We start from the raw sequence: 23243 nt of genomic DNA, 5'->3' as shown, positions 1-23243 counted from the left end.
GCCTAGTGGAAAACCTCCGGCGATATAAGTATCCCGTGTACGAGAGCGGTTTGGTTTCTGGCCGAAGAGCGACACGAGAAGCTGTCGATGGCTGGTCCGCCCCAGCTTGGTCCGGGCGGAGAAATCACGTCAGTCAATCGACCTTCATGGCGACCACCGCTGCGCAGTCGCCGGCCTTGACCAGCCCAGGGAAATGCCGTGCCGCCAGCATGCCCGACATTTTCGCCAGGATTTCCCGTGGAGCAACGCCAGTGCGGCCGGTGGAATGAATGCGGGCCAGTACCGCGCCTTCTTCGACGGGCTCACCAAGATCGATCATGGTTTCGATCATGCCGTCGTCCTCGGCGAAGCAAAAGCAATCTCCCGAGGGCATATCCAGCCACTGGGTTTTGCGCGTCTCGACCGCCCCGGCGACGATACCGGTATGACGCAGCACGTTGAGGATGCCGCGCCGGGCGATCCGCACCGTCTCAGCTCGCGATGTGCCGCCGCCGCCGAGTTCGGTGGTGACGAAGACCTTGCCCATCTCTTCGGCCGCCGTGTCATACATGCCGATCGCATCGATCTCGGTCATGCGCATCGAGAACGGTGCCGAGAAAGCCTCGACCGCGGCAAAGGCTTTCTGCTCCTGCGCCTTGTCCGGCAGCGTGTGCGCGGCGCAGAACGGCACGAAATCCAGCGTCCTGCCACCGGAATGAAAGTCGAAGACGAGGTCGGCGCGGGGAAGCAACTCGCGTTGGAAATAATCTGCGATCTTCTGCGTCACCGTGCCGTCCGGCCGGCCGGGAAAGCTGCGGTTCATGTTGCCCTTGTCGATCGGCGAGGTGCGCGTGCCGGCCCGGAAAGCCGGATAGTTCATCGCCGGCACGATGATCACCGTGCCGCTGACCTGGCTGGGATCGAGCGTTCGGGCGAGTTCGTAGAGCGCCAGCGGCCCCTCATACTCGTCCCCATGGTTGCCGCCGGTCAGCAGCGCCGCCGGCCCCTTGCCGTTGCGGATGACGCAGATCGGGATCATCACCGAGCCCCAGGCCGAGTCGTCGCGGCTATAGGGCAAGCGGAGGAAACCATGCTGGACGCCGTCGCGCTCGAAATCGACGGTCGGCGCGATCGGCGACGGGCGATGACTGGACATCGGGCTCAATCCTTCACCACCAGCTTGCGCGGCACATTGGCCAAGCACTCCACACCGGTTTCGGTGATCAGGATGGACTCGGTAATCTCCAGTCCCATTGTCTCCAGCCAAAGGCCGGTCATGAAATGGAAGGTCATGCCGGGCTTGAGCTCGGTGCGGTCGCCGGGACGCAGGCTCATGGTGCGTTCGCCCCAGTCCGGCGGATAGGAAATTCCGATCGGATAGCCGGTGCGGTTGTCCTTGACGATGCCGTATTTCTTCAGGACGGCAAAGAAGGCGTTGGCGATGTCCTCGCATGTGTTGCCGGGCCTGGCGGCGGCAAGGCCGGCTTCCATGCCTTCCAGCGTCGCCTTCTCGGCATCGAGGAATTCCTGCGTCGGCTTGCCGAGGAAGACGGTGCGCGACAGCGGGCAATGGTACCTGTTGTAGCAGCCGGCGATCTCGAAGAACGTCCCCTCGCCCCGCTTCATCGGTTTGTCGTCCCATGTCAGGTGCGGCGCCGAGGCGTCGGCGCCTGACGGGAGCAGCGGCACGATCGCGGGGTAATCGCCGCCGATGCCGTCGACGCCGCGCGTGCCGGCATCGTAGATCTCGGCGACGAGATCGCATTTGCGCATGCCGACCTCGATCTTGTCGAAGATGCGCTGGTGCATCGCCTCGACGATGCGGGCGGCCTTGCGCATATAGTCGATCTCAGTCGGGCTCTTCACGGCGCGCTGCCAGTTGACCAGTGCGGTGGCATCGACGAAGCGGGCGTTGGGCAGATGCTTCTGCAAGGAGGCGAAGGCGGCGGCGGAGAACCAGTAATTGTCCATCTCGACACCGACGACAAGCTTGCCCCAGCCGCGATCGCTCAGCACGCTGGACAGGAAGTCCATCGGGTGGCGTTCTGTCGACTGCACATAGTGGTCGGCATAGCCGACGATGTTGTCATGCGCGAGATAAGCAGTGCGCTTGGCGCCGTTGGCGTCCTGGCCACGGCCGTACCAGACCGGCTCGCCCGACGGCGGCACGATGACCGCCTGATGCACATAGAAGGACCAGCCGTCATATCCAGTCAGCCAGGCCATGTTGGATGGATCGCTGATAACAAGGAGATCGACGCCTTTGGCTTCCATCGCCTTGCGCGTCTTGGCGAGGCGATCCGCGTATTCGCTTCGCGAGAATTTCAGGTTCGGCTGCATTTTGTTGGTCCTCGTTTGTTGGGCCTGGAGCCCGCTTCAACTTCGTTGAATCTGTCTCCAGGTATTCTTTTGTCGGAGCACGATCTGGTCGGAAAGCCGGTTGCCACTTTTCCGGATCATGCTCCCGCGGCCAGGATCAGCTTTCGAAAATGGTTCCGGCATTGGCCGCCAGCGCGCGGTCGCGGGCGAGCGTGGCGATCGCAGTGTCCTGCACGCCGGTGCCGGTCAGGTCAGCGATGGTGATGTCGCTGGCCGAGCGCCTACCGTGTTTTTCGCCGGCGATGATCCGGCCAAGTTCGGTGACCTCGGCATCGGCTGCCATCACGCCGGCGGCGATGGCATGGTGCAGTTCGCCCAGCCGCCGCGTCTGCTTCGCGCTGTCGGCGACGTAGAGATCGGCCATGCGCAGGATCGCCGGCGCGATCTCGTTCTTGTGCTCGGCGTCGGACCCCATGGCGGTGATGTGCTGGCCGGCCGAGACAAACCCGGCCTTGATCAGCGGCTCGGTCGACGGCGTGGTGGTGACGATGATGTCGGCGCCGGCGACAGCGTTGGCTGCGTCTGATACAGCGCCCACGTCGATGCCGAGCCTTTCGCGCAAGGCGGCCGCGGCCGTCTCCGCCTTGGCGGCATCGCGTGCCCAGATGCGGGCCCGCGTGATCGGCCGCACCAGCATCAGGGCTTGGAGCTGTAGCCCGGCCTGGACGCCGGCGCCGAAGATCGCGGCGACGGACGAGTCCTCTCGCGACAGGTGTTTGGCCGCGACGGCGCCGGCGGCGGCGGTGCGGACGTCGGTGAGATAGCCATTGTCGAGCAGCAAGGCTTCGACCACACCGGTCTTTGCCGAAAGCAGCACCATCATGCCGCCACCGCTTGGCAGACCGAGCTTTGGATTGTCGAAGAAGCCGGAACTGATCTTGACGGCGAAGCCGTCGATACCGGGCACATAGGCGGTCTTCACGTCGACCTCGCCGCGATGCTCGGCGATGTCGAGGCGCAGGATCGGCGGCATGGCCACCGGCAATGTTGCCAGCGCGCGGAAGGCATTCTCGACACAGGCGACGGCGTCGAGATCGAGCGTCACGATCGTGCGCAGTTCAGCTTCGGTGAGGATGGTCATCCTGCTCATGCGGCGCGCTCCGAAATCGATGGCATTTCCCCGCAGACGATCTTCCTGTGCAGTTCCATGTCGATGTTGCGGCCGGAAAGCAGAGCCACCACCGGCCCCTCCGCCTTGGCCTTGCCGGCGAGCAGTGCTGCGATGCCTACCGCACCTGCTCCTTCGACGATCTCGCGTTCCAGTTCATAGGCATGGCGAATGCCGGCGGCGATTTCGTCCTCACTGAGCAGGACGACATCGTCGAGCAGGTCGCGGCACATGGCGAAGGTCAGCCGGTTGTCGAGGCCGATGCCGCCGCCGAGCGAATCCGCCAGCGTCGGCAGCTCCTCGACCAGCACGGGGTGGCCGGCATCGAGGCTCGCCTTCATTGCCGCGCCGCGCGCCATCGACACGCCGATTATTTTTGTGCCGGGGCTAACGCCTTTGATTGCGGCCGCTATACCCGATGCTAACCCACCTCCGGAGAGTTGCACCAGCACCAGAGCGGCATCCGGGACCTGCTCGATCATCTCCAGCCCGAGCGTGCCTTGCCCGGCGATGATCGCGGGATGGTCGAAGGGTGGCAGCATGACAAGCCCTTCCTCCGCCGCCAGCCGCTCGACCTCCTTCTGGGCATCGTCCTGGCTGTTGCCGACAATACGGACTTCCGCGCCGAGGCGGCGGATTTCGTCCAGCTTGTTCTTGGGTACCAACCGAGACATGCAGATCACCGCACGCATGCCCTCGAGCTTCGCCGCGTGGGCGAGCGCACGGCCATGATTGCCGGTCGATGCCGCGACGACGCCCCGCGCCTTCTCCTCGGCATCAAGCGATGCAACGGCGTTGGAAGCACCGCGCAATTTGAAACTGCCGGTGGTCTGACGATGCTCGAGCTTGAGATGAACCGGCACGCCCAGCCGTTCGGAAAGACTCGCCGAAAGCACGATCGATGTGCGCTCGACCTTGCCGGCAATTCGCTCGCGCGCGCCACGGATATCGCCAAGGGTCACTGTCGCCATGGTCATCAGCCGCGCGGCAAGGGCAGCGTCATCAGACTGCCGAATTCGGGATGGGCCGTCTCATCGCTGCAAAGGCGCAAACAGTTCCATGCGGTTGCCTGGTTGCTGGTCACCACCGGCCGGCCGATCGCCTGTTCCATGCCGGTGACCGCGAGCGCACCGCGCAGCGCCGTGCAGGACACGAACAGCGCATCGGCCTGCGGATGCATTGCCTGGCGCGCCAGATCGACAAGGGCCGCTGGGGCAATGCGCGCCATCTCGCGGTCGTCCTCGAAGCCGAGACAGGTAAAGCCTAGGATTTCGAAGCCGCGTTCGGCGAAATAGGTCGCCATCGGCCTGGCGGTTTCGATTGTGTAGGGCGTGAGGATGCTGATCCGGCGCACGCCGAACGCGTTCAGTCCGCGCACACCGGCCATTGTTGGTGTGACGACGGGCACGCCTGGCTTGGCGGCCTGGATCGCCGTCTCGATCTCGGCATCGCCAATCACCACCGAGGCCGACGTGCAGGAATAGCAGATAGCGTCGAGCGGCTCGTCAGGCAGGATCAAGGCCGCGCCCGCCGTCAGCGCCGGCTGCATCTTGCGCAAGTTCTCAGGCGTCGTCGGATTGGCATAGGGGATGCGCGCGACATAGACGCCGATCCGTTCGCTCGCCACCATGCGGCGAAAATCCGGCTCGGTCGTGTGGTCGGTGGCAAGGATGATGAGGCCGACGCGCCGCTCCAACGGACGCTCATCGAGCGCTGGCCGGTTGGGCACGAGCTTGATCTGGGGCAAGGGTTTCATCTTTTATCTTTCGATCTTGCCGTAGCGGCGTTCCAGCCAGCGCAGCAGCACGACCGAAATCAGGCTGATGGCGAGGAAGAAGGCGCCGACCAGCGTGATCGGCTCGAGGTAGCGATAATAGGTGTTGGCGACGCTTTTTGCCTGGTTCATCAGTTCCAGCACGGTGATCGCCGAGAGCAGCGGCGTCTCCTTGAACATGGCGATGAAGTAGTTGGCCAATGCCGGGATCATCGGCGGAATGGCCTGTGGGATGATGATGTGGGACCAGGTCTGCCGGGCGCTAAGATTGCACGCCTTAGCGGCCTCCCACTGGCCACGCGGCACATTGTCGATGCCGGCGCGGTAGACCTCCGCCGTGTAGGTGCCGTAGTGCAGCCCGAGCCCGATCACGCCGGCGACCAGCGGCGGCAGCAGGATGCCGATGTCGGGCAGCACGTAGAAGATGAAATAGAGCTGCACCAGGAGCGGTGTGCCGCGGATGAATTCGGCCACCCAACCGACGCTGCGCGACACCGCCTTGTTGGGCGAGCGGCGCGCCAGCGCGATGCCCAACCCGACGATCGCAGCCAGGACCGAACCGAGCAGCGTCGCCAGGATGGTGATCTTCACCCCCTGGATCAACGTCGGCAGGATCTGCCGGACAAAATCCCAATCCCAATCCATCAGCGGACCCAATTCATCAGGAATGCGCTGGCCATCAGACGCGCACTCCGTCGAGGCCGCGCGCCATGCGGCGTTCCAGCGAGCGCACACCCCACGAGATGAGCAGCGCCAGGATGAAATAGATGACGAGAATCGTGGTGAACGGCACCATGGTGTTGCCGGTCTGGGCGCGCACCACCTGCGCCTGGAAGGTCAGGTCGGCGAGCGAGATCAGCGAGACGACCGATGTCGCCTTGAGCAGCTCGATCGCATTGTTGCCGAAGGTCGGCAGCATCACCAGAAACGCTTGCGGCAGGATGACATGGCGCATGCCTTGCCAGCGGCCCAGATTGAGCGCGATGCAGGCCTCATGCTGTTCGCGGCCGATCGATTGCACGGCGCCGCGCACCACCTCCGCGGCATAGGCGCCGACATTCAAGCCCAGCGCCAAGACGCCGGCCTGCAGCGGGGTCAGTTCGAAACCCACCAAGGGCAACACGAAATAGGCGAAGAACAGCTGCACGAAGATCGAGGTGCCACGGAAGAATTCGATATAGGCCGTTGCCAGGGCCCGCAGCACGAAGAAGCGCGATAGGCGCCCCATGCCAGCGAGAAAGGCCATGATCAGGGCAAGCACCGACCCCATCAGCGTCAGCTCGATGGTGACAAGCGCTCCCTGCAATATCAGGCCGAAATAGCCGGACCACTGGGTCATCTGGGTTCCAACGTTGGCGGTTAGCTTCCTTCTCCCCGTTCAACGGGGAGAAGATGCCGGCAGGCAGATGAGGGGCAGTGCCAGCGTAAGCAAAGCTTGTGCTGCCCCTCATCCGGCCCTTCGGGCCACCTTCTCCCCGTTCACGGGGAGAAGGAAAAAGGAAGCGCTACTTCGCGGCGCAGAGCTTGTCGCGCGTGGTCGACATCGCCGCCGCCGCGGAGAAACCGTAGGGCTCGATGATCTTGGCGAACTCGCCCGACTTCTTCATCTTGGCGAGTTCGACGTCGAAGGCGTCGCGCATCGCCTCGTCGCCCTTCTTGAAGGCGGCGCCGTCGCAATAGACCGGGGCACCCTGCACCGGAGCGATGACTTCGAGGTTCGGATCGGCGGCCTTCTTCATCAGATCATTGATCGACAGTACGGGCAGCGAATAGGCGTCGATACGGCCGTCCTGCACCATCTTCAGGCCGCTCTGGCCGTCCGGCACGACGATGACACGTTCACGCGGCACGCCGGCGTTGAGCGCCAGCTTCTCCTCGGTGCCGCCGCCCGGCGCGCCTATGGTGGCGGACGTGTCCTTGGCGACATCCTCGTAGCTCTTGAAGCCTTTCGGATTGCCCTTCTTCACCAGCATCGCCTCGGCGTCGCACAGGACCGGTTCGGAATAGGCGACCGCAGCGCAACGCTCCGGCTTCATGAACAGGCCGGCGGCGACGACGTCGAAGCGGCCGGCCTGCAGGCCGGGGATCATCGCGCCGTATTCCGAGATCGAGGCGACGACGTCGGCGACGCCAAGCCGCTTGAAGATTTCGCGCGCCACATCGGGCGCGGCACCCGAAACCTTGCCGTCGGCGGCGACCGCCGTATAGGGCGGCTCATTGGCGATGGCCAGGCGGGCGAAGCCCTGCGACTTTAGCTGCTCGAGCTTGCTGTCGTCGGCCGACCCCGGGATAGAGGCGGCCAGCACGGCCGAAAGTGCGAGACCGGCGACGCCGGCCAGAATGCCAAGTTTCTTCATTGTTCCCAACTCCTTGTTCTTGTCTTGGTTTGCGTGATTTCAGGACGGCATCGCCGCCTTTGGCATGCGGTCAGACACGGTGTCCGGCCGCGATGATCTTCTTCAGGAACCCTTGCGTGCGTTCCTGCTTGGGATTGCGGAAAATCTCGTCGGGCTTGCCTTCCTCGACTATTCGGCCGCGATCGAAGAACAGCACCCGGTCGGCGAAGTCGTGGGCGAAACCCATTTCGTGCGTGACCAGCAGCATGGTCATGTCGGTCTCGGCGCAGAGCCGCCACAAGACGTTGAGCACTTCCTCGACCAGTTCCGGGTCGAGCGCCGATGTCACCTCGTCGAACAGCATGATCTTCGGTTGCAAAGCGAGCGCGCGGGCGATCGCCACGCGCTGTTTCTGGCCGCCTGATAGCTGCGCCGGCATCGCCTTGGCCTTGTCGGCCATGCCGACCATGTCGAGCAGTTCCATCGCGCGTTTTTCGGCGGCGGCGCGCGGTGTGCCCTTGGTCAGCATCGGGGCCAGCGTCACATTGTCGATGACGCTCTTGTGCGGAAACAGGTTGAACAGCTGGAAGACCATGCCGGTCTTCTGGCGCATTTTTGCCAGATGCCGCTCGTCGGCCGGCAGCAATTGGCCGTTACGCTCCATGTGGTAGAGTTGCTCGCCGTCGATCTGGATGTGACCGCCGTCGATGCGCTCCAGCGTCATCAGGATGCGCAGGATCGTGGTCTTGCCCGAGCCAGAGGGGCCGATCAGCGCCAGCTTCTCGCGCGGCATGACCTGCATGGACAAGCCGTCCAGCACCTTGAAGGCGCCGAAGCTCTTCGAGATGGCGTCGACCTTGATGATGGGCGCGGTTGCGGACAAATGAATTTCCCCGTGCTGGAGAAGCCTGTGCCCTTAACGATGGGGAACACGCCAAATCATGTCAATTGGTAAAATAATATCATGACAATTATTCTGATTGCGCACATTTTCCGGTCAATCGCAGCTGGCTTTTTGGGCATGCCGTTGCCCCAGAACCACCTGGCGATAGTGGGTGGCGTGTTCAGATTGCGAGCAGCAGATGCTCCGGATCGCCAAGCAAGAGCTTGGTGACAACGCCGAGACCGGCGCGCAGTTCCCCCTCGGTGGTCGAACCCAGCGAGATGCGCACTGCCGGATGCCAGGGCGCATCCGATATGCGGAACGAGGTGCCCGGGGCTATGGCCACGCCTTGCAACCGAGCCTGGGCGACAAAGCTCTCCTCGGAACGGTCGGCCGGCAGTTGCAGCCAGATATGCAATCCGTCGCGACGGGCACGGTAGTCGACGCCGGCCAGTACCTCGCCAGCGATATCCTGCCGGCGACGCAACGCCGCGCGCTGCCAGCGCACCAGCTCCATCGCGGTGCCGTCGGTTACCCATTTGGTGGCGATCTCGGCCACCATTGGTGTCGCCATCCAGTTCGAGACGAGATGCCGGTTGGCGACGGCCGCAACGTAACGGTCGGGCGCGGCGAGATAACCTATGCGCAGGCCGGGCACGGTGATCTTAGTGAAGGAGGTGACGTAGAGCGTCCGCTCCGGCGCGAAAGCAGCGACCGGCGGCGGTCGATCCTCGACCAGGGGACCGAGCACATCGTTCTCGATGATGGCGATGTCATGCTTGCGCGCCACCGCCGCGATCTGCTCACGGCGCGCCGCATCCATGAGCGTTGCGGTCGGGTTGATCACCGAAGGCTGCACGAATACGGCGCGGATATCGGACAGCCGGCAGGCCTCGTCCAGCGCTTCCGGAATCAGGCCGTTTTCGTCGATCGGCAGGCCTTCGAGGTTGAAACCGAGATAGCGGGCGAGCGGCACCAGCGTGTGATGGCCTATCGCCTCGGTGGCAACGGTGGAGCCCGGTGGCGCGACGCTCATCAGCGCCACCGTCATGCCGGCGGTGGCGCCATTGGTCAGGCTGATGTTCTGCGCGGAGGCATCGAGGCCGCACAGTTTCAGCCATTCGACCGCCACGGCGCGGTGGCGTGGGAACACCATGTTTGGCCGGAACGACAGTGCCGAACTCGACGGCAGGTTTTCGGCAAGCCAGCCCAGCGCCTGCTTCATCCGCTCCAGGTGCATCGGCTCGCAGACCGGTTTCAGGATCGAGAGGTCGATGACCTCACCGAGGCGCTCGGGCAGATAGGGCGGGTCCGGCTCGCGGCGCTGCGTTTGGACGAAGCTGCCGCGCCCGATCTCGCCCGAAATCAGGCCGCGCCGGATCAATTCCTCATAGGCCCGGCTGACCGTCTGCACCGAGAGCTTGAGATTGTCCGCCAGCCGGCGATGCGTCGGCAGCCTCGCGCCATTGGCCAGGCGTCCGTCATGGATGGCGCGCGCGAACTGGTCGGCCAATGATTGATAGGCTGGCCGGCGGATAAGCGCGGGATCGGGTTGCCACAATGTCATGACTTATTAGAGATCGAAATCAGTGCAATTGACAATCGAAATAATGCGCCCTCATGGTACGATGGACGAAAAAGTGAGCGCTGATGACTGCTGCGAAACTCGACCCGATCGATCTCAAAATCCTCGACGCCATCCAGCGTGACGGACGCATCACCAAGCTGGCGCTGGCCGAGCAGGTCGGGCTGTCGCCGACGCCGTGCTGGATGCGGCTGCGCAAGCTGGAAAAAGCCGGCATCGTCTCGGGCTATCACGCCCGCATCGCCATGCGCGTCGTGGCGCCTGTCGCCACAGTGCTGATGGAGGTGACGCTGGCCAGCCACCGTCAGGCCGATTTCGACCGCTTCGAGCGCGTCATCCGCGATATCCCCGAGATCGTCGCCTGCTGGTCGGTGGGTGGCGGCGTTGACTATGTGCTGAAGGTGATGGCGCGCGACATCGACGCCTATCAGCGGCTGGTCGACGGCTTGCTCGATCGCGAGATCGGCATCGACCGCTACTTCACCTACATCGTCATCAAGACGGTGAAGGATGATATCGCGCTGCCCATTGCGGACCTGTTGCCGGCACCGGCATAGCGCCGGAGAAACGGGCTGCCCTCACGGCGCAATAGAGAGATTCTCTCTCTGATCAGGCGCTCAAACAGCCTCTCTGTCTGCCGGTGAAGGATAGTCTCCTCGCATCAAAACGAACCGGGAGGCTTCGACCATGTCCGCGCATTTCGCCCGCTCGCATCGCCACGAAGCGCTCGACCGGCTCGCCGACCGCCGGCTGCTGCGCGAACTCGCCTATGTCGACGGCCATTGGACGGCGAGCGATGCGGCCGAGAGTTTCGAGGTCACCGATCCGGCGACCGGCACCACCGTCGCCTTTGTCGCAGCACTCGACAGCCGGCAGACTACAAAAACCATCGACGCCGCGGCGCGCGCCTTTCCGGCCTGGCGGGCGCTGTTGCCGCAGGAGCGCTCGAAAATCCTGCGAAAATGGTTCGAGCTGATCATCGCCGCCAAGGCTGATCTGGCTCTGCTGATGACGCTTGAGCAGGGCAAGGCGCTCAAAGAGTCGCTCGGCGAAATCGACTACGCCGCCTCCTTCATCGAATGGTATGCGGAGGAAGCGAAGCGCCTCAACGCCGAGAGCGTCACCAGTCATCTGCCGAACGCGGAAATGATGGTGCGGCGCGAACCGCTCGGTGTCGTCGGCGTGGTCACGCCGTGGAATTTTCCGTCGGCCATGTTGACCCGCAAGGCGGCGGCGGCGCTTGCCGCCGGCTGCACCATCGTCGCGCATCCCTCCTCGGAGACGCCACTTTCGGCGCTGGCGCTGGCCGAACTCGGCGAGCGCGCCGGGCTGCCGGCCGGCGTCTTCAACATCGTCACAGGCAAGGCCGCGACGATCGTTGGACGCATGTGCGAAGATCCGCGCGTGCGGGCCATGAGTTTTACGGGCTCGACCGAGATCGGCCGGCTGATCGCCGCGCAAAGTGCGCCGACGATGAAGCGGCTGGTCATGGAACTCGGCGGCCACGCGCCGCTGATCGTCTTTGCCGACGCCGATCTCGACAAGGCGGTGACCATTGCTGTCGACGCCAAATTCGCCACATCAGGCCAGGATTGCCTCGCCGCCAACCGAATCTATGTCCAGCGTCCGCTTTACGACCGCTTCTGCACCGCATTCGCCAAGCGCATTGACGCGCTGCGGACCGGCAGCGGCCTTGCCGAGGAAACCGACATCGGGCCGCTGATGCATGAACGTGCCGTCCAGAAGGTCGAGGAGCAGGTCGCGGATGCCCTCGCCCACGGCGCCCGCTGCCTTGCCGGCGGCAAGCGCCATCAGGCCGGGCCGCTGTTCTACCAGCCGACACTGCTCGCCGACGTCGCCGACGAAGCGCTGATCATGCGTGAGGAGACCTTTGGTCCGGTCGCCGCCGTCACATCCTTCGACGACGAGGACGAGGTGATCGCCCGCGCCAATGCGACCGAATATGGCCTCGTCGCCTATGTCGTGACCGAGAATGGCGCGCGTCAGCAGCGCATGGGTCGCGCGCTCGACTATGGCATGGTCGCCATCAACCGTGTGAAGATCACCGGCGCGCCGATCCCCTTCGGCGGCGTCAAGCAGTCCGGCATCGGCCGCGAAGGCTCGCGCCACGGCTTGGAGGCCTTCACTGATCTCAAATATCTATGCCTCGACGTGGCGTAGGCCACACTGGAATTTTCAAGGAGTAAAAAAAAATGCTCGACCAGTCCAACGAACTCGCCGCCTGGGATCGCGACCATTTCTTCCATCCCTCGACCCATATGGGCACGCACGCTCGCGGTGAATCGCCGACAAGGATCATGGCCGGCGGCGAAGGCGTCACCGTCTGGGACAACAACGGCAGGAAGAGCATCGATGCCTTCGCCGGCCTCTATTGCGTCAATGTCGGCTATGGCCGCCAGAAGATCGCTGACGCCATCGCCACGCAGGCAAAGAACCTCGCCTATTACCACGCCTATGTCGGGCACGGCACCGAGGCCTCGATCACATTGGCGAAGATGATCATCGACCGCGCGCCGAAGGGCATGTCGAGGGTCTATTTCGGCCTGTCCGGTTCGGATGCCAACGAAACCAACATCAAGCTGATCTGGTACTACAACAATGTGCTGGGCCGGCCGGAGAAGAAGAAGATCATCTCGCGCTGGCGCGGCTATCACGGCTCGGGCGTGATGACGGGATCGCTGACGGGGCTGGACCTCTTCCACAATGCCTTCGACCTGCCCCGCGCGCCGATCCTGCACACCGAGGCGCCCTATTATTTCCGCCGCGCCGACCGCTCGATGAGCGAGGAACAGTTCTCGCAGCATTGCGCCGACAAGCTGGAGGAGATGATCCTCGCCGAAGGGCCTGAAACCGTCGCCGCCTTCATCGGCGAGCCAATCCTCGGCACTGGCGGCATCGTGCCGCCGCCTGCCGGCTATTGGGAGAAAATCCAGGCGGTGCTGAAAAAGTACGACGTGCTGCTGGTCGCCGACGAAGTGGTGACGGGCTTCGGCCGGTTGGGCACCATGTTCGGCTCCGACCATTACGGCATCAAGCCTGACCTGATCACCATCGCCAAGGGCCTGACCTCGGCCTATGCGCCGCTGTCGGGCGTCATCGTCGCCGACAAGATGTGGCAGGTCCTGGTGCAGGGTTCGGACAAGCTCGGTTCGCTTGGCCATGGCTGGACCTATTCGGCGCATCCGATCTGCGTCGCAGCCGGCGTCGCCAATCTCGAACTGATCGATGAGATGGACCTGGTGCGGAATGCCGGCGAGACCGGCGCTTATTTCCGTGCCGAACTGGCCAAGGCCGTCGGCGGTCACAAACACGTCGGCGAGGTGCGCGGCGACGGCATGCTCGCGGCGGTGGAATTCGTCAGGGATCGCGACGACCGTGTCTTCTTCGATCCTTCGCTCAAGATCGGACCGCAGGTCGCAACGGCCCTTGCCGCCAGCGGCGTCATCGGCCGCGCCATGCCGCAGGGCGACATTCTCGGCTTCGCGCCGCCGCTGTGCCTGACCCGCGAGGAAGCCGACATCGTGGTGGCCAAGACCGCCGATGCCGTGAACAACGTATTCGCCAATCTCTGAGACCGACCCATGAATGCCATGACCAAAACCCTCCCCGCCACCATGGCCGCCGTGCTGCTCACCGGGCACGGCGGACCTGAAAAGCTCGTCTACCGCACCGATGTCAAAGTGCCTGCCCTCGCTTCAGGTGAGGTGCTCATAAGGGTCAGCGCTTGCGGGATGAACAACACCGATGTCTGGGTGCGCCAGGGCGCCTATGGCACGGAGGAAGATGCGGGCGCGGTGTCGACCTGGCGAAGGCAGGGCAATACGCTGACCTTCCCGCGCATCCAGGGCACCGACACTGTCGGCACCATCGCCGCCGTCGGCGAAGGTGTATCACCGGACCGTATCGGCGAACGGGTGATCGTCGATTTCTCCATCTACAACCGCGACGACGATTCACTCGCCGACATCGACTATATGGGCCACGGCCGCGATGGCGGTTATGCCGAGTATCAGGCTGTGCCAGCCGACAACGCGCATGTCGTCGACACGGAGATGAGCGACGTCGAACTCGCCACCTTCTGCTGCGCTTATCTCACCGGCGAACAGATGCTGGAACGCGCCGGCTTGAAGGCTGGCGAGCGCGTGCTGGTCACCGGCGCCTCGGGCGGCGTCGGTTCCGGCATCGTGCAACTGGCGCGGGCGCGTGGCGCCATTCCCTATGCGGTCGCCGGCAAGGGCAAGGAACAGGCCGTACTCGACATCGGCGCCGAGGCGGTCATCACCCGTGGCGTCGCGGACCTGCCGCAAGCCGTGACCGAAGCGACCGGCGGCCAGCCGATCGACGTGGTCGCCGATCTCGTCGGCGGCGCGATCTTCAACGACCTGCTGCGCATCCTGCGACCCGAGGGCCGCTATACCACGGCCGGCGCGATTGCAGGCCCGGTCGTCCAGCTTGACCTCAGGACCATGTATCTCAAGCAGCTGCAACTGCATGGTTCGAGCCAGGGCACGCGTGCCGATTTCCGTCGCATCGTTCGCTACATCGAGGGGGGCAAGATCAGACCGTTGGTCGGTGGCGTCTACAAGCTCTCCGATTTCCACCACGCGCAGGCCGATTTCGTCGCAAAGGATTTTGTCGGCAAGCTGGTGGTGGTGCCGGACGCTGTCGCAGAGCGATCGGCGTAATCGCAAAATCCTGGTCCCTTCGCCTGCCTTCTCATCGCTGCCATAATGGGAATGGCTTGCAGTCCAGCCGGCATGCCGCCACAAATGGTGACGCCCGCCGCGCCGCTGGTCCGGGCCTCTGGTCACGGGATACAGGCGAGACATGACAGCCCGAATGATACTGCTCGACGCCAAGCCGCTTGGCGCGGCTGACGTCGCCGAGATCGCGCGGCGCAGTGCGCGGCTGATGCTGGGCGAGGAGGCGATGCGCCGCATCCGGGCGAGCCGCGCGCTCATCGAGCACCTGACTGAGCTCGGCAAGCCGATGTATGGCGTCACGACAGGCCTCGGCGCCTGTGTCGACACGCCGCTCGCGCAGGCCGACCTGATCGCCTTCCAGCACAGCGTGCCGCTCAGCCACAGCATGGGCATCGGCCCTGCTCTGCCGACCGAGGCGGTGCGGGCGCTGATGACGGCGCGCATTTCGGGCATGGCCGCCGGCGGCACCGGCACTTCCGAACGCGTGGTCATGGGCCTCGTGGCGGCGCTCAACGCCGGCGTCCATCCGGTGATCCCCACCTGGGGATCGATCGGCGCGGCGGACCTTGCCCATCTTGGCCACATGGCGCGAGCGCTGCGCGGCGACGGCGAGACCGAATACCAGGGCAGGATCATGCCGTCGGCCGAGGCGCTCGCATTGGCCGGGCTCGAACCGCTTGACCTGCGCGAGAAGGACGGCCACGCCATCATCGTCGCCAACAGCCTGTCGACCGGCACGGCATGCCTGTGTCTCGAGGATGTCGCCCATCTCATCGATTGGGCGCTGGCCGCGGTGGCGCTCAACTATGAGGCGTTCCGTTCTTCGCTGACCGCGATCGACGAGGATGCCCTGGCCGCGCGGCCGGCCTTCGGCCAGCGCGAGATCGGCGCACGGCTGCGCGCGGAACTCGCCGGAAGCGGCCTGTGGAAGGACAGAGCGGCGCGGCGGCTTCAGGATCCGCTCAGCTATCGCTGTGTGCCGCAAGTCTGGGGCGGCCTGCTCAACGCGTTCGAACAGGCGAAGCTCGCGACGGAGATCGAACTCACCCATTCCGGCGACAACCCGGTGATCCTGCCCGAAGACGAACGCGTCGTCTCGAACGGCAATTTCGACCTCACTGCCATGACGCTGGCCTGGGAACAGCTCGGCCAGGCGCTCGCGCATTGCGCGGTGGGCACCGCCAACCGCTGCATGAAGCTGATGTCGCCGACAATTGCCGAGCTGCCGCGCTTCCTGTCGGCCAGGGGCGGTAGCCGCCAGGGCTATGCGGAACTGCAGAAGCCACTCGCCGCGCTGGAAGCCGAAATCCGGCATCTCGCTAATCCGATGTCACTCAGCCCGCTGGCCGTTTCGGATGGGATCGAGGACCAGTCGTCGATGGCGCCGCGCGTGGTGGCCAAGACCGCCGAGATTGTCGAACGCCTGCGCTATCTCGTTGCGATGGAACTGATCTTCGCGGCCACGGGCGTGGAGTTGCGCGGCGTCGTCGACAGCATGGGCGAAGGACCCCAGCGCACCTTTGCTGCGGTGCGTGCGCTCGTCAGCCCGCTCGACGACGATCGTGAGATGAGCGCCGACATGACGCGGATCGCCCGTATGGTGGCCGGTCCCCAGGACTGAGAACTCCGGACTATTTCTGAAAAGGTCCCCTCAGATTGAGGTTCTCGGCCAGAAGGCAGAAGCGGTCGATCAACCGGACAAGCTCGTCGCCCTGTTCGACGACAATCGCGCCTCGCTCGGCAGGCGGGGTATCGGAAAGAGCCTTCCACAGACGGCCTTGCCGATCGCAGAGATCCGCCAGTTCGGCGCAGTCGCTGGAGGTCAGTTTCAAAAGGTGATCCGCCGTCACAGGTCCAATGCCTGGAGGCGTGGTGGCGCCAAGGGAAAGGTAGCCTTGCGGCACCGTGCCTTTCGCATTCGTTACCGATTTGCGGCAGATGACATCGAATATCTGGTCGACAGCCTGCTTGGCGCCTGCGACGCGCGACGGGTGGTCCGTATCGGCGGCAGCGTGCGGCAGGAGCTCAAGCCTGGCGCCATGCTTCTCGACGAGGCCGAGATAAGGCAGCATCGGCCCGGACAGGCGGCCGGTCGAGGCATCCCTGAACAGGTCGGCATCGATGGCGGCGTGGCGTAGCCGGCCTGTATTCAGAGCTTCATCAAGAGCCCCGACATCGACAAGCTCGCCGCGATCGTAGTTGACCAGCACCGCGCCCTTGTTCATGCGGGACAAGACGTCCGCGCCAATGAGCCCGGCGTTGGCGTAGCGGCCGGTCTGCGCATCCTGCTTGCCCAGGCCAACGTGAACGCTGAGCACATCGGCGCCTCCGGCCGCCTCGACAAGGTCCGCGGCAAAGGCAAAGCCCTCGGCTTCTATCCATCCGCGGTGCCGTGGCCGCGCGTGGATCACCACGCGCATGCCGAAGGCGCGAGCCAGCTTGGCCACTTCGCGGCCGATATTGCCGTAGCCGATGATCGTGATGGTCTTGCCTTCGAGCTTTTCGGTGGGGAAATCGCGCAGCTCCCTGCCGGTGTCGAAGGCGCCCCGCGCGACACGCCCGTGAAGCGTGTCGACCGGGAGATCCGGCAGCACTTTCAGGATCGCCTTCATCACCATCTGCGCCGTGGCGCGGCTGTTGATGCCCGGCGTGTTCATCAGCACCGCGGTGCCGCCCTCGCCACTGCCGCCACCCCAGGAGCGCGAGCCCATATTGCCGGTGCCGGCGCCGATCCGCACGCCGGCCAGTGGAAAGACGGTTTCGGCGGGCAGGAAGGTCGCGGCGGCAATGACGGCATCATAGCGTCCGTCGCTGGCGGCTTCGATCAGCTCTTCGTGAGTGCTGAGATCCGGCTGGTAGAAGAAATGAACGCGCCCGCGTTCGAGAGCGGCCTTGTCGCCAAGTCCGGCCGCATGAAAGCGGCCGCCCTTGGCTTCGATATGGGCCCGCACCTCCGAAGGGTCCGGTTTTCCGTCAGCGTCGAAGCGCAGGCCGATCAGATCGCAGACCAGGACGGCGTAGGCGCGTTGCGGATCGATCGCCTCAACGGCGTGTGTGTCTGTGGTCGCGGTCACGTCGTTCCCCTCATGCAGACGGAAGGCCTGCTGGTGGAGCAGGCGCTGAACACTCAGAACCTATCCGCCCGGAACGGCGTGAGATCGATCACCGGCGGCAGACCAGCAGCGAGTTGCGACACGATCTTGCCGGTGACCGCGCCGCCGATCAGGCCCTGATGGCCATGGCCGAGAAGGCACGCGGCACCCCTTTCAGGTACAGTGCGATGTCGCCATTGGCCCCTTGTACGGGCAAGTCGGACGCGCGTAAAATCCAGCTATCTGATTGAGTCTGCTACATTCGTTCGGGCTAATGTCCGGATCGGTCTGGGTATTTTCCTTGCACACGGATGCAACCAGCGCGGCCAGGCGCGGCAAATCATTTGCCCATGTGGCGGAAGCCTCCTGGGGCAAGGGCCTCAGCACCTTGCTGCGCATCGTGCGCATGACGCTGCGCCATCCCTGGCAGGTTGCCATCACCCTCGTCTCGACCTTTATCGCTGCGACGTTGCAGCTCTTCATTCCGCGCCTCCTTGGGCGCGCCATCGATCAGGCGCAAGGCGTGATGGCCGCGGGGGCCGGCACCGCGGCCGAGCAGGCGCTCTGGAATACGGCCCTGACACTGCTGGCCGTCAGCATCCTGCGCGGCCTCTTCACCATGGCGCAGAACTACTATGGCGAGGCCGTCGGCCATCAGACCGGCTATGAGCTGCGGCTCGCCTTCTACGAGAAGATCCAGCGGCTCAGCTTTTCCTTCCACGACAAGGTTCATACCGGCGATCTCATCACACTCGGACTGCTCGACCTCGACGGCGTGCGCATGTTCTTTTCCACCGGCATCCTGCGCGTGGTGCTGCTCGGCGTGCTGATCGGCGTCGGCGCCTATCTGTTGATCAGCACCGATCTCGTGCTCGGGTTGTTGAGCCTCAGCTTCGTGCCGTTCGTCGCCTGGCGCTCTTCGGTGACGCAACTCCGACTGCGCAGCACCTGGCTGACGCTGCAGGAGCGGCTGTCCGTGCTGAGCCGGGTGATGGATGAGAATCTCGGCGGCATCCGTGTCGTGCGCGCCTTCGCGGCGCAGCGGCATGAGCTGGCAAAATTCGACCGCGCCAAGCAGGATGCGCTGGAACTCGCCAATGAGCGCGTCGACATCCGCGTCTCGAACACCAGCGCCATGAACTTTTCCTTCTTGGCCGCCATGGGCCTGGTTCTCTGGTTCGGCGGCCAGAAGGTGATCGCGGGGCAGATCAGCGTCGGCACACTGGCCCAGTTTCTCACCTTCATGACCATATTGCAGATGCCGGTGCGCCAGCTCGGCCTGATGGTCAACTCCTTCGCGCGCGCCTCGACCTGTGGCACGCGGCTGTTCGAACTACTCGATGCCGAACTCGACATCAAGGACGCGCCCGACGCCAGGGAGCTCGTCATCACCGACGGCGTACTGCGCTTCGACAATGTCGGTTTCCGCTATGAGGGCGCGGGCGAGCGTCCGACGCTTTCCGGCGTTTCGTTCGAAGCCAGGCCGGGCGAGACCGTCGGTATCGTCGGCCCGCCGGGCAGCGGCAAGTCGACCATCGCGCATCTGATCCCGCGCTTCTACGACGTGACGTCGGGCGCGATCACCATAGACGGACAGGACATCCGCAAGGTCACGCTGCAGTCGCTGCGCAAGGCGGTCGGCGTCGTCCAGCAGGACGCGTTCCTGTTCACCACCTCGATCGAGAACAACATCGCCTATGGCAATCCCTGGGCGCGCGAGACCCGCATCGGCCAGGCCGCCGAGTATGCCCAGCTGCACAACTATATCATCGGCCTTCCAGCCGGCTACACCACGGTCGTCGGCGAACGTGGCGCGTCGCTTTCCGGCGGCCAGCGGCAGCGCCTGACCATAGCGCGCAGCCTGATGTTGCGGCCATCGGTGCTGGTCTTCGACGATTCCACGGCCGCCGTCGACGCCGGCACCGAGCAGCGTATACGAGCGGCGATGAAGCGCTTCGCCCGGGATCGCGTGACGCTGATCATCTCGCATCGGCTGAGTTCGCTGATGCATGCCGACCAGATCCTTTTCGTCGAGGGCGGGCGGATCGTGGAACGCGGCACGCATGAGGAATTGCTGGCGCTCGGCGGACGCTACCGCGCGCTTTACGACCTGCAGCTACGGCCGGACGACGATCGGCTCGAGGGAGCCGCCTGATGTCGACGCAGGACGACGACGAGAAGGAAGACACAAGCGGACGCCCGACGAAGGCGGTCGTCGGCTCGCACCGCGATGAGGAAGAGGTCTTCGGCAAGGCCTACGACCCGCGCATCGTCAGGCGCATCTGGAGCTTCGTCAGACCGTATCAGGGCCGGATTTTCATCTCGGTCGCCGCCGTGCTGGTGTTCACGCTGACACAGCTGGCGATCCCGCTGGTCATCCGCTACGCCATCGATCACGGCATGGCGCCAGGCAGGCTCGACCGCTCGGTGATGATATCCGCGATCGCCGCCTTCACCGTGATCATCCTCATCAACTATGCCGCCAGCCATGTGCAGGAAAGCGTCGTCGGCAAGGTGGCGGAGAACGTGCTGTCCGACCTGCGCCGCGCCATGTTCAGCCACCTGCAGCGTGTCTCGCTGAGCTTCATGGACAAGACCGAGGTCGGCAGGCTGATGTCGCGCCTGCAGGGCGACGTCAATTCGATGCAGGAGTTCCTCGAAACATCCGTCATGTCGGTAGGCGATATCGTGCTTCTTTTCGGCATCGTCACCGTCCTGCTCTGGCTCGATTTCCGGCTTGGCCTGCTGACGCTGTCGACCATGCCGATGCTGTTCATCGTGCGCCTGTTCTGGCTGCCGCGGGCCAAGGTCGCCTTCATGGCCGCGCACGAAACCAACTCGATCGCCAACGGCGCGCTTGCCGAAGGCATCCACGGCGTGCGTACGGTGCAGAGCCTGGAGCGCCAGCATGTCAATTTCGACCTTTACGACGAAAAGGTGATGGCCAATCTCAACGCCCATCTGCGGTCGGCGAAATATGCACAGGTGATGGTGCCGATCGTCGACACGCTGACCGGCATCGCCATGGCGACCGTCATCGTCGTCGGCGGGTCGATGGTGCTGTCGCACAGTCTCGATATCGGCGTGATGGTGGCGTTCCTGTTCTACATCCAGCGCTTCTTCGATCCGATCCGCTCGCTCACCATGCAGTACAGCGTCATGCAGCGGGCCATGGCTTCGGGCCAGCGCATCTCCGAAGTGCTCGACGTGCCCGTCGACGTCAGCGACAAGGACGGCGCCATCGCGCTGTCGCGCGACATGGATGGTTCGGTCGAGTTCAGGAACGTCACCTTCGGCTACCGTCAAAATCAGCCGGTGTTGAAGAACATCTCCTTCCGCGTCAATCCGGGCGAGACGGTCGCGCTTGTCGGCCCGACCGGATCGGGCAAGTCGAGCTCGATGGCGCTGGTGCACCGCTTCTACGATGTCTGGTCGGGCGAGGTCCTGGTCGGCGGCCATGACGTGCGCGACCTGACGCAGGATTCGTTGGGCGACCAGGTGGCCATGGTGCTGCAGGAGCCGTTCCTGTTCTCCGGCACGGTGCTGGAGAACATCCGCTATCACAAGACCGGCGCCAGCCGCGAAGAAGTGGTGCGCGCAGCAGTTGCCGTCGGCGCGCACGACTTCATCGAAGACCTGCCCGACGGCTACGACACCGAACTCGAGCAGCGCGGCGGCAATCTCTCGCTCGGCCAGCGCCAGCTGATCAGTTTTGCGCGCGCGCTGGTGGCCGATGCCAAAATCCTTGTGCTCGACGAGGCCACCGCCAGCATCGATTCCTACACCGAGATGCTGATCCAGAAGGCGCTGATCAAACTGCTCGAAGGGCGTACCGGGCTGGTCATCGCGCATCGCCTGGCCACCATCCGCGGCGCAGACCGCATCATCGTCCTGCAGAATGGCGAGATCGTCGAAAGCGGCAACCATGAGCAGCTCATGAAGACGAAAGGTCTCTACGCCCGCCTCTACAACATGAACTACGCTTCCTTCGACGACATTTCCGACGAAGAGATGGGAATGGATGCGGCGGCCGGCAAGGCGACGTGAGCCGGTGCTGGCATGGCGCGAACCGGACGGATTGCTCCATATCCTTGCCGAGAAGACCTTATTTGCGAGATCCCCTGATGTGGCCGCTGACTGCACGCCGTCCCGGGACCGTGAAGCCCGATTTCGTGAAGGAACATGTGCAGCGAGGCGCGCGTTCTTTTCCATATGTCTCGAATGAAAAGGAGACATGCTTATGAAAAAGCCAAGTGTATTCCTCTGTTCCATCGTGTTGACGTTGGCGACGAGCGTTGTCCCGTTTGCCACAGGCGCCGATGCCACCGTTGTCAGGCACCACTATGTCCGCGTCACCACCGCCCATAATGGCAACACGCACGCCGCGAACCGCGGACACAGACACCATTATGGTTGGGTCGGTAGCAGTTGGACCGGCGAGAATTCGACCGACAACAGCAACTGGATGGACAGCTATTACAATGGCTACGGCAGTTACCGTGGGTTTGCCGGCGACTTTTGCGGAACCATCGCATGGACGCTCGAGATATGCAGTCCCCACGGCCCGTAATTCCTGACCGCCGGTGAGACCAACGAAGGTTTACGCCATTTCGGGACGTCTTGACGCCTCGCGGATCGCCTTGTGCACGCCGCGTTGCAAATCCATGAAGGCGGGCGTTTCCATCACCTCTTCGCGGCGCGGGCGCTCGATGTCGACGTTGAAGGTCTGCATGATGCGTCCCGGGCCGATCCCCATGACGACGATGCGGTCCGACAGATAGACGGCCTCCTCGACGTCATGCGTGACGAACAGCACGGTGAGCCTGTGCTCTTCCCAGATCTGGGTCAGGAGTTCCTGCATCTGGTGCCGCGTCAAGGCATCGAGCGCGCCGAAGGGTTCGTCCATCAGCAGCATTTTGGGGCGATAGGAGAGCGCGCGCGCGATGGCGACGCGCTGCTTCATGCCGCCCGACAGTTCGGACGGGAAGCGATCGGCGCTTTGCGACAGCTTGACGAGGTCGAGATGCTCGAGCGCGATCTCGCGGCAGGCGGAGCGATCATAGCCGGCGGCCTTGAGGGCAAACTCGATGTTCTGCCGCGCCGTCAGCCAGGGAAGCAGCGTGTAGGACTGGAAGACGACACCACGGTCGAGACCCGGTTGCAGAATCGGCGCGCCGTCGATGCTGAGATCGCCGGCGTCAAAATCCTGCAGTCCGGCGACGATCGACAGCAACGTGCTCTTGCCGCAGCCCGACGTGCCGACGAGGGAGACGAACTCGTTGTCGGCAAGGTCAAGATTGATGTCCCGCAGCACTTCCGTGCACCGCTCGCCGGCGCCGAAGCTCTTGTCGAGACCCGCAATGCGCAATTTGGGAACAGTCAT

19 protein-coding genes and 1 pseudogene are annotated in these 23243 nt (G+C 64.1%); 8 read left to right on the top strand and 12 right to left on the bottom strand.

Annotated features, from left to right (window positions below; all coding sequences use genetic code 11):
* Positions 1–133 precede the first annotated feature (133 nt).
* The 10 genes from doeB to EN824_RS16575 all read right to left on the bottom strand — a co-directional run bounded on the left by doeB (position 134) and on the right by EN824_RS16575 (position 10026).
* Positions 134–1135 carry a N(2)-acetyl-L-2,4-diaminobutanoate deacetylase DoeB gene (gene doeB, locus EN824_RS16620; protein ID WP_127275878.1) on the bottom strand — a complete coding sequence of 334 codons (1002 nt, stop codon included), beginning with the start codon at positions 1133–1135 and terminating at the stop codon, positions 134–136.
* Positions 1136–1140: 5 nt separating this feature from the next.
* Positions 1141–2319, bottom strand: a complete 1179-nt coding sequence (gene doeA, locus EN824_RS16615; RefSeq protein WP_127275879.1) for an ectoine hydrolase DoeA — start codon at positions 2317–2319, stop codon at positions 1141–1143.
* A gap of 136 nt (positions 2320–2455) precedes the next feature.
* On the bottom strand, positions 2456–3448 hold the full coding sequence (eutC, locus tag EN824_RS16610; protein WP_127275880.1) for an ectoine utilization protein EutC: 993 nt from the start codon (positions 3446–3448) through the stop codon (positions 2456–2458).
* On the bottom strand, positions 3445–4437 hold the full coding sequence (eutB, locus tag EN824_RS16605) for a hydroxyectoine utilization dehydratase EutB (RefSeq protein ID WP_189343678.1): 993 nt from the start codon (positions 4435–4437) through the stop codon (positions 3445–3447). Before eutB ends, eutC begins: the two co-directional genes overlap by 4 nt.
* Before the next feature lie 5 nt (positions 4438–4442).
* Entirely contained in the window at positions 4443–5222 is a 780-nt protein-coding gene (gene eutA / locus EN824_RS16600; RefSeq protein ID WP_127275882.1) for an ectoine utilization protein EutA, read from the bottom strand.
* 3 nt (positions 5223–5225) lie between these two features.
* Entirely contained in the window at positions 5226–5885 is a 660-nt protein-coding gene (gene ehuD / locus EN824_RS16595) for an ectoine/hydroxyectoine ABC transporter permease subunit EhuD (protein ID WP_127275883.1), read from the bottom strand.
* Positions 5886–5919: 34 nt separating this feature from the next.
* The gene (gene ehuC, locus EN824_RS16590) at positions 5920–6579 is read right to left on the bottom strand and encodes an ectoine/hydroxyectoine ABC transporter permease subunit EhuC (RefSeq protein WP_127275884.1); all 660 of its coding nucleotides are present in this window, start codon (positions 6577–6579) and stop codon (positions 5920–5922) included.
* A 166-nt stretch (positions 6580–6745) separates the two neighbouring features.
* Positions 6746–7597 (bottom strand): ectoine/hydroxyectoine ABC transporter substrate-binding protein EhuB, encoded by an 852-nt coding sequence (gene ehuB, locus EN824_RS16585; RefSeq protein ID WP_135932527.1) that lies wholly within the window; start codon positions 7595–7597, stop codon positions 6746–6748.
* Between the two features lie 70 nt (positions 7598–7667).
* The gene (ehuA, locus tag EN824_RS16580; RefSeq protein WP_127279510.1) at positions 7668–8459 is read right to left on the bottom strand and encodes an ectoine/hydroxyectoine ABC transporter ATP-binding protein EhuA; all 792 of its coding nucleotides are present in this window, start codon (positions 8457–8459) and stop codon (positions 7668–7670) included.
* A gap of 181 nt (positions 8460–8640) precedes the next feature.
* Entirely contained in the window at positions 8641–10026 is a 1386-nt protein-coding gene (locus EN824_RS16575) for a PLP-dependent aminotransferase family protein (protein WP_127279509.1), read from the bottom strand.
* An 83-nt stretch (positions 10027–10109) separates the two neighbouring features.
* Between EN824_RS16575 and EN824_RS16570 the strand changes: the two genes are divergently transcribed.
* The 5 genes from EN824_RS16570 to hutH all read left to right on the top strand — a co-directional run bounded on the left by EN824_RS16570 (position 10110) and on the right by hutH (position 16389).
* Positions 10110–10601 (top strand): Lrp/AsnC family transcriptional regulator, encoded by a 492-nt coding sequence (locus EN824_RS16570; RefSeq protein WP_127279508.1) that lies wholly within the window; start codon positions 10110–10112, stop codon positions 10599–10601.
* 130 nt (positions 10602–10731) lie between these two features.
* Positions 10732–12225 (top strand): NAD-dependent succinate-semialdehyde dehydrogenase, encoded by a 1494-nt coding sequence (locus EN824_RS16565; protein ID WP_127279507.1) that lies wholly within the window; start codon positions 10732–10734, stop codon positions 12223–12225.
* Between the two features lie 32 nt (positions 12226–12257).
* Positions 12258–13637 carry an aspartate aminotransferase family protein gene (locus tag EN824_RS16560; protein WP_135865025.1) on the top strand — a complete coding sequence of 460 codons (1380 nt, stop codon included), beginning with the start codon at positions 12258–12260 and terminating at the stop codon, positions 13635–13637.
* Between the two features lie 9 nt (positions 13638–13646).
* Entirely contained in the window at positions 13647–14750 is a 1104-nt protein-coding gene (locus EN824_RS16555) for an alcohol dehydrogenase family protein (RefSeq protein WP_135865023.1), read from the top strand.
* A 142-nt stretch (positions 14751–14892) separates the two neighbouring features.
* Positions 14893–16389, top strand: a complete 1497-nt coding sequence (gene hutH / locus EN824_RS16550) for a histidine ammonia-lyase (protein WP_135865021.1) — start codon at positions 14893–14895, stop codon at positions 16387–16389.
* A 10-nt stretch (positions 16390–16399) separates the two neighbouring features.
* Here the strand turns inward: hutH and EN824_RS16545 are convergent.
* Positions 16400–17803, bottom strand: a pseudogene (locus tag EN824_RS16545) (2-hydroxyacid dehydrogenase); the annotation flags it as partial.
* 358 nt (positions 17804–18161) lie between these two features.
* Between EN824_RS16545 and EN824_RS16540 the strand changes: the two are divergent.
* From EN824_RS16540 to EN824_RS16530, 3 genes are all read left to right on the top strand, one after another.
* On the top strand, positions 18162–20015 hold the full coding sequence (locus tag EN824_RS16540) for an ABC transporter ATP-binding protein (RefSeq protein WP_135865017.1): 1854 nt from the start codon (positions 18162–18164) through the stop codon (positions 20013–20015).
* Positions 20015–21907, top strand: coding sequence for an ABC transporter ATP-binding protein (locus tag EN824_RS16535; protein WP_135865015.1), 1893 nt, complete (start codon positions 20015–20017; stop codon positions 21905–21907). Before EN824_RS16540 ends, EN824_RS16535 begins: the two co-directional genes overlap by 1 nt.
* Before the next feature lie 193 nt (positions 21908–22100).
* Positions 22101–22430: a hypothetical protein gene (locus EN824_RS16530; protein ID WP_135865013.1), complete on the top strand. Its 330-nt coding sequence runs from the start codon at positions 22101–22103 to the stop codon at positions 22428–22430.
* Between the two features lie 30 nt (positions 22431–22460).
* Here the strand turns inward: EN824_RS16530 and EN824_RS16525 are convergent, their stop codons facing one another.
* Positions 22461–23243 (bottom strand): ABC transporter ATP-binding protein, encoded by a 783-nt coding sequence (locus tag EN824_RS16525; RefSeq protein WP_135865011.1) that lies wholly within the window; start codon positions 23241–23243, stop codon positions 22461–22463.

This window comes from Mesorhizobium sp. M8A.F.Ca.ET.181.01.1.1 (assembly GCF_004792025.1).
Lineage (GTDB): Bacteria > Pseudomonadota > Alphaproteobacteria > Rhizobiales > Rhizobiaceae > Mesorhizobium.
The sequence above is the reverse complement of the archived record's forward strand: the minus strand, read 5'-3'. Positions and strand labels throughout refer to the sequence as shown.

Coding starts and splice junctions, on each gene's coding strand:
- doeB (WP_127275878.1), bottom strand. CDS start 1,135: ATGTCCAGTCATCGCCCGTCGCCGATCGCGCCGACCGTCGATTTCGAG.
- doeA (WP_127275879.1), bottom strand. CDS start 2,319: ATGCAGCCGAACCTGAAATTCTCGCGAAGCGAATACGCGGATCGCCTC.
- eutC (WP_127275880.1), bottom strand. CDS start 3,448: ATGAGCAGGATGACCATCCTCACCGAAGCTGAACTGCGCACGATCGTG.
- eutB (WP_189343678.1), bottom strand. CDS start 4,437: ATGGCGACAGTGACCCTTGGCGATATCCGTGGCGCGCGCGAGCGAATT.
- eutA (WP_127275882.1), bottom strand. CDS start 5,222: ATGAAACCCTTGCCCCAGATCAAGCTCGTGCCCAACCGGCCAGCGCTC.
- ehuD (WP_127275883.1), bottom strand. CDS start 5,885: ATGGATTGGGATTGGGATTTTGTCCGGCAGATCCTGCCGACGTTGATC.
- ehuC (WP_127275884.1), bottom strand. CDS start 6,579: ATGACCCAGTGGTCCGGCTATTTCGGCCTGATATTGCAGGGAGCGCTT.
- ehuB (WP_135932527.1), bottom strand. CDS start 7,597: ATGAAGAAACTTGGCATTCTGGCCGGCGTCGCCGGTCTCGCACTTTCG.
- EN824_RS16575 (WP_127279509.1), bottom strand. CDS start 10,026: ATGACATTGTGGCAACCCGATCCCGCGCTTATCCGCCGGCCAGCCTAT.
- EN824_RS16570 (WP_127279508.1), top strand. CDS start 10,110: ATGACTGCTGCGAAACTCGACCCGATCGATCTCAAAATCCTCGACGCC.
- EN824_RS16565 (WP_127279507.1), top strand. CDS start 10,732: ATGTCCGCGCATTTCGCCCGCTCGCATCGCCACGAAGCGCTCGACCGG.
- EN824_RS16560 (WP_135865025.1), top strand. CDS start 12,258: ATGCTCGACCAGTCCAACGAACTCGCCGCCTGGGATCGCGACCATTTC.
- EN824_RS16555 (WP_135865023.1), top strand. CDS start 13,647: ATGAATGCCATGACCAAAACCCTCCCCGCCACCATGGCCGCCGTGCTG.
- hutH (WP_135865021.1), top strand. CDS start 14,893: ATGACAGCCCGAATGATACTGCTCGACGCCAAGCCGCTTGGCGCGGCT.
- EN824_RS16535 (WP_135865015.1), top strand. CDS start 20,015: ATGTCGACGCAGGACGACGACGAGAAGGAAGACACAAGCGGACGCCCG.
- EN824_RS16530 (WP_135865013.1), top strand. CDS start 22,101: ATGAAAAAGCCAAGTGTATTCCTCTGTTCCATCGTGTTGACGTTGGCG.
- EN824_RS16525 (WP_135865011.1), bottom strand. CDS start 23,243: ATGACTGTTCCCAAATTGCGCATTGCGGGTCTCGACAAGAGCTTCGGC.